Consider the following 5,726-nt stretch of genomic DNA (forward strand, 5'->3'; position numbering starts at 1 on the left):
TGGACGGCTGGGTGGTCGGCCACGGCCTGGACCACAGCGCCTTCGAGGGCCGGCTCGTCCACCACGACCTGGTGGACGGCGTACTGGACGGCACACCCGCCTTCCTGCGGCTGTACGACGGGCACTCGGCGCTCGCCAACGGCGCGGCGCTGGCTGCCGCCGAGGTGACCGGGCCGCGCGCCTTCGCCCAGCGCGCGGAGGTGGTGTGCGACGCCCAAGGACGGCCGACGGGTCACCTCGTGGAGCATGCCGCGATGGACCTGCTGGCCGGTGTCGTACCCCGGCCGTCGTGCGCCGTGCGGCGCGCGCGGCTGCTGGAGCTGCTGTCCGCGATGGCCGTCACCGGCCTCACCGGCGCCCATGTGATGGACGGCGGCGACCTGGACCCGGTGGCCTCGGTGGCGCGGGAGACGGTGCTTCCCGTGCGGCTGCGGTTCGCACCCTGGTGCATGCCCGGTGCGGACGAGGACGCCCTGCGGGAACTGATCGAACTGCAGGGCAGGGGCGGCCGGCACTGGGCCGTCGGCGGGGCCAAGTTCTTCATGGACGGCACCGTCGAGGGCGGCACCGCCTGGCTGGAGCGCCCCGACTGCCACGGCCAGGGCACGGACGCGTTCTGGCCGGACCCGCAGGCGTACGCCGCCGCCGTGGGCACCCTGCACAGAGCCGGCGTGCGGACGGCCACGCACGCCATCGGGGACGCGGCCGTGCGCCACGTCCTGGACACCGTCGCCTCGCTCGGGCCCGACGTGCAGGGGGCCCACCGGATCGAGCACATCGAGACGGTTCCCGACGAACTCCTGCCCCGATTCGTGGAGTTGGGCGTCGCCGCCTCGTTGCAGCCCCCGCACACCGGCTACACGCGGGCGGACGGCACCGACGAGTGGTCCCGCCGCCCGGGCACCGACCGGGCGGCCCGCGCCTGGCGGCTGCGGGACCTGCGCGAGGCCGGGGCGACGCTCGCCCTCGGCTCGGACTGGCCCATCGCGCACTACGACGTGCGCGCCGTGCTGGCGACGGCCCGCAGCCCCCGGGGCGCAGCGGCGCAGCGGCCCGGCCTCACGGCGTTGCAGGCACTGGAGGGCTGCACCGGCCACGCGGCCGCGGCGGCCGGTGAATCGGGCATCGCCGGCCGCATCGCACCAGGCCACCGTGCGGACCTGACCGCCCTGTCCGTCGACCCGGTACATGCACCCGGCGACGAACTGGCCGATGAACCGGTCGTGTTGACCGTGACCGGCGGTCGGGTGGTGCACCGGGCCGCCTGACGGAGCACCTCGCCAGCGGCGCATCAGCTCCCCGTCAGCTCCTCCTGCCACTCTCTTCATGTGAACGGCACGGGAAACCGGAGGCCGGGAACAGGGAGAGGTGCCCGGAGTGGCTTATCGGGGACCAGCGAGCACGCCTCGAGGTCGGGCCCCACGCGGCCCACGCAGGTTCAAATCCTGCCCTCTCCGCCCACGGGCCGAGCGTTCCGGAAGGCACGCGCACGGCGGAAAGCACACCCGCTTCTCGCGGATCCTGATTGCGCGGTGCGCGACCGATCGATGCGGCCGCTTCCCCGCGTCGGGTAGACGTACTTTCCGCCACTTCCATGGAAGCACTTCGGAGACGACATCGCGAGGGCCGGGTGGGACCACCGGGGGGTCCGGGCGGTCCCCGAGCCGCTCGGCGCCCGCCTGTGCCGTGGGCTCCCGGGCGGTAGCGTGACCAGGTGAGGGGGCTGTGGACGGCGTCCATGCGGGGGCGCGGGAGAGACGAGGCGTCATGGCCGACAAGACGACGGACGAACTGCCACGCAAGGCGTACGAGAAGGAACTGCTGCGTCTGCAGGCTGAGTTGGTCAAGCTGCAGGAGTGGGTGCGGGCCGAGGGCGTCCGGCTGGTCGTCGTCTTCGAGGGACGGGACGCGGCCGGCAAGGGCGGCACCATCCAGCGGGTCGCCCAGCACCTCAACCCCCGCGTCGCCCGGATCGCGGCGCTTCCCAAGCCCACGGAGCGCGAGCGGACCCAGTGGTACTTCCAGCGCTACGTCGAGCATCTGCCGGCCGCCGGGGAGATCGTGCTGTTCGACCGCTCCTGGTACAACCGCGCGGGCGTGGAGTACGTCATGGGGTTCTGCACCCAGCCGGAGTACCAGCGGTTCCTGCGCCAGTGCCCGATCTTCGAGCGGATGCTGGTGGACGACGGGATCCTGCTGCGCAAGTACTGGTTCTCGGTGAGCGACACGGTGCAGCAGGAGCGTTTCCGGCGCCGGCTGGAGGATCCGCTGCGCCGCTGGAAGCTGTCGGCGATGGACCTGGAGTCGATCACCCGCTGGGAGGCGTACTCACGCGCCAAGGACACGATGCTGGTGCACACCGACACCTCGGAGGCTCCGTGGTTCGTCGTCGAGAGCGACGACAAGCGCCGAGCCCGGCTGAACATGATCGCTCACCTGCTGGAGTCCCTCCCCTACCGTGAGGTGGCGCCGCCGGTGCTGGAGCTGCCGGAGCGGCCGCCGTCGACCGGCTATCAGCGCCCGCCGCGCGATCTGCAGACGTACGTACCCGATCACGCGGCGGACCTCTGAACACCGCCGCCCCCGTCTGCGACGCCGAACGGTCAAACCTGGTTCTGTTCCCGGCAGGTCCGGTCCGACCGCGGACGTCCTGCGATCGCTGCCCGGCATGACGCGACAAGGCAGGGCGGCGGCGCCCGCCATGCGTTGGGATGGCCGTCTCTTGCACGCGCGACACCGCGGGGTGGCCCATGAACACGTTCGCAGACGAGCCGCCACGGCCGGCGGACCCCGCGGTCCTGGACCGGTGCCCCTGCGGCGCCCCGCTGTCGCCGGGCGGCCCCTCCGCGGCCGAGGAACGTTTCCGCGGGCTCCTGGAGGCGGCGCCGGACGCCATGGTGATCGTCGACGACACCGGCTCGATCCGGCTGGTCAACGCCCAGACGGAGGCACTGTTCGGCTACCGGCGCGAGGAGCTGCTCGGCCGGCCGGTCGAGCTGCTGGTGCCCCACCGGTTCCGCGGCGACCACACCCGGCACCGCGGCGGTTACGCCGCCAACCGCCAGGTGCGCCCCATGGGGGCCGGACTGGAGCTGCACGGGCTGCGCAAGAACGGCACCGAGTTCCCCGTGGAGATCAGCCTGAGCCCGCTGGAGACCGCGGACGGGCTGCTGGTCTCCGCCGCGGTGCGGGACGTCAGCGACCGCAAGGCGGCCGAGGCCCGCATCAACGAGCTGGCCGCGCTCGTGGAATCCTCCCAGGACGCCATTCTCGCCAAGACCCTGGACGGGTACATCACCTACTGGAACGCCGCCGCCGCACGGCTGTACGGCTACTCCGCGGAGGAGGTCATAGGCCGGCACGTGTCCCTGCTCGCCCCGGACGAACTGCACGACGACGTCAGCACCCTGCTGAAAAGGCTGCGGCACGGGGAGAAGGTCGAGCACTTCGAGACGCTGCGGGTCACCAGTACGGGGGCGATGCTCGACGTCGACGTCACGCTGTGGCCGACCCGGGACACCCGCGGCAGGGTGGTCGGGGCGTGCGCGATCGTCCGGGACATCAGCGACCGCAAGCGCGCGGAGGCTGAGCTGACTGCGCTGCTGGAACAGCAGCGGCACATCGCCCTCACCCTGCAGCGCAGCCTCATGGGTACCCCGCCCGCGATCCCCGGGCTGGCCACTGCCAGCCGCTACCGGCCCGCCACCCAGGGCGCCGGCGTCGGCGGCGACTGGTTCGACCTCATCCCGCTGGGCGCCGGACGGGTCGGCGTCCTCATAGGCGATGTGATGGGCCGCGGCCTGGAGGCGGCCGCTGTCATGGGGCAGCTTCGTTCGGCGGCCCACGCACTGGCCAAGACGGAGATGCAGCCCCGCCGGCTGATGCAGGCACTGGACACCGTCGTGACCGACCTGGACGTCCCCGACCAGCTGGTCACCTGCTGCTACCTGGTGATCGCCCCGGATGCCGGGACCGTGACCGTCTGTTCCGCCGGGCATCTGCCGACCCTCGTCGTCGGCCCCTGCGACGGTGTCCGCACGCTTCCCGCACCGGTCAACGCCCCGCTCGGCGTGGGCGGCATCCTCTACGAGCAGTCCATGACCGACATAGAGCCGGGCGCCACGCTCGTGCTGTACACCGACGGCCTGGTCGAGACGCCCGGCAGCGACATCGAGGTAAGGATCTCCGAACTCACCTCGGTCCTCGACACCTGTCTGCCGCGGTCGGCGGGGCTGGAGGCGGCCGCCGACCGCGTGCTCTCCGCCCTGCTGCCCGACGCCGAGGGCCACGACGACGATGTGACCCTCCTGCTGGCCCAGCTGCCGGCGGCCGCGCCCGCCGCCGTCACCACCGAGCTGCCCGCCGCCCCGTCCTCCGTGCCCGAGGGCCGTGCCTTCCTGCGCCGCACCCTGGCGACATGGGACTGCACCACCACGGGCGAGGACGCACTGCTGCTGCTCTCCGAGACCCTCACCAACGCCGTCCAGCACGCGGAGGGCCCCGTCGGACTGCGCCTGTGCCGGACCCCCACCGACCTGACCATCGAGGTCAGCGACCGCAGCCCGCATCTGCCCCAGCCGCGGCTCGCGGCCCAGGACGAGGAGTCCGGCCGCGGTCTGCTCCTGGTCCGCAGCCTCGCCGAGAGCTGGGGGGTACGGCCGACGGACGAGGGCAAGACCACCTGGTTCACGCTGAAGCTGTGAGGTGTGCCGCGCACCGGTGGCCACGCCCGGGCTCCGACCTGTGACGCAGTGTCAGACACCGGCCGGACACCTTCGATGTGCCCCGTAGCGGATCCCGGACTGTCGCCTCCCCGCCTCGGCCGACGGCTCCGCTCGGCCTCCCCCACCGAAGGCCGACCGCGCCACCGGCACCTTAAACGCGCCCCCGGATTGCACGCGTTGGGCCGACCGGCCCTGTTTCCGGACCCGTCGGGTCCACTCGGGCGCCACGATGCACCGGTCGGCTGCCGCTGCTGCTGCCAACGGGCCGTTCCAGTGCCCACCACCGCCGGCCCGGCGCCCCTCCGTCACGGTGGGCGGGGACGCCACCTGGAACGAGGACTGTCCTGGGCCACGGGTAGGGCCGATCGGCCCTACCCGGCCCGGGTGCGCCCGAAGACGATGGCCAGATGGTCACCGACGACGGCTTCCACGCACTCGACAGGCAGGCGTGTCTGCGCCTGCTGGCCAAGGTGCCGGTGGGCCGCGTCGTCTACACCAAGCAGGCGCTGCCCGCGGTACTCCCGGTGAACTTCTGCCTCGACACAGACTCCTCCGTGCTCGTGCGCACCTCGGCCGGTTCGGATCTGGTACGGGCCGTCGACGGTGCCGTGGTCGCCTTCGAGGCGGACGAATTCGACACGGCGACCCGTTCCGGCTGGAGCGTGGTCGTCACCGGCCGCGCCCTGCTCGTGACCGATCCGGCCGAGCACGAACGCCTGTCGCACAGCGGTCCCACGTCGTGGAGGTCCGTCGGTGACGGCGTCTTCCTGCGGATCGAGCCCGTCGTGGTCACCGGGAGGGAACTGGCCGGCGTCCACGGCAGCTGAAGGGGGCCGGGATCCGGCGCGACGCTCCGTCCACCGTGGTGTCCGGTTCGCCGTCCGGCAGGTCGCGCCTCGCGGGCCGTCAGCGGCGCATCAGCTCCCCGTCAGCTCCTCCTGCCACTCTCTTCATGTGAACGGCACGGGAAACCGGAGGCCGGGAACAGGGAGAGGTGCCCGG

General features: G+C 72.6%; 4 protein-coding genes and 1 pseudogene. All 5 read left to right on the forward strand.

The window, feature by feature from the left end:
• The coding region (locus AB0H32_RS46335; protein ID WP_361135149.1) for an amidohydrolase family protein at positions 1-1,268 on the forward strand (1,268 nt) is incomplete at its 5' end.
• Positions 1,269-1,362: 94 nt separating this feature from the next.
• Positions 1,363-1,457 (forward strand): annotated as a pseudogene (locus tag AB0H32_RS46340).
• 310 nt (positions 1,458-1,767) lie between these two features.
• Entirely contained in the window at positions 1,768-2,571 is an 804-nt protein-coding gene (ppk2, locus tag AB0H32_RS46345; protein WP_361135152.1) for a polyphosphate kinase 2, read from the forward strand.
• A 179-nt stretch (positions 2,572-2,750) separates the two neighbouring features.
• Positions 2,751-4,703 (forward strand): PAS domain S-box protein, encoded by a 1,953-nt coding sequence (locus AB0H32_RS46350; protein ID WP_361135155.1) that lies wholly within the window; start codon positions 2,751-2,753, stop codon positions 4,701-4,703.
• Positions 4,704-5,131: 428 nt separating this feature from the next.
• On the forward strand, positions 5,132-5,551 hold the full coding sequence (locus tag AB0H32_RS46355; protein WP_361135158.1) for a pyridoxamine 5'-phosphate oxidase family protein: 420 nt from the start codon (positions 5,132-5,134) through the stop codon (positions 5,549-5,551).
• The last annotated feature ends 175 nt before the right edge of the window (positions 5,552-5,726 follow it).

This window comes from Streptomyces sp. NPDC020362, assembly GCF_040642095.1.
In the GTDB taxonomy this organism is placed as follows: Bacteria; Actinomycetota; Actinomycetes; order Streptomycetales; family Streptomycetaceae; genus Streptomyces.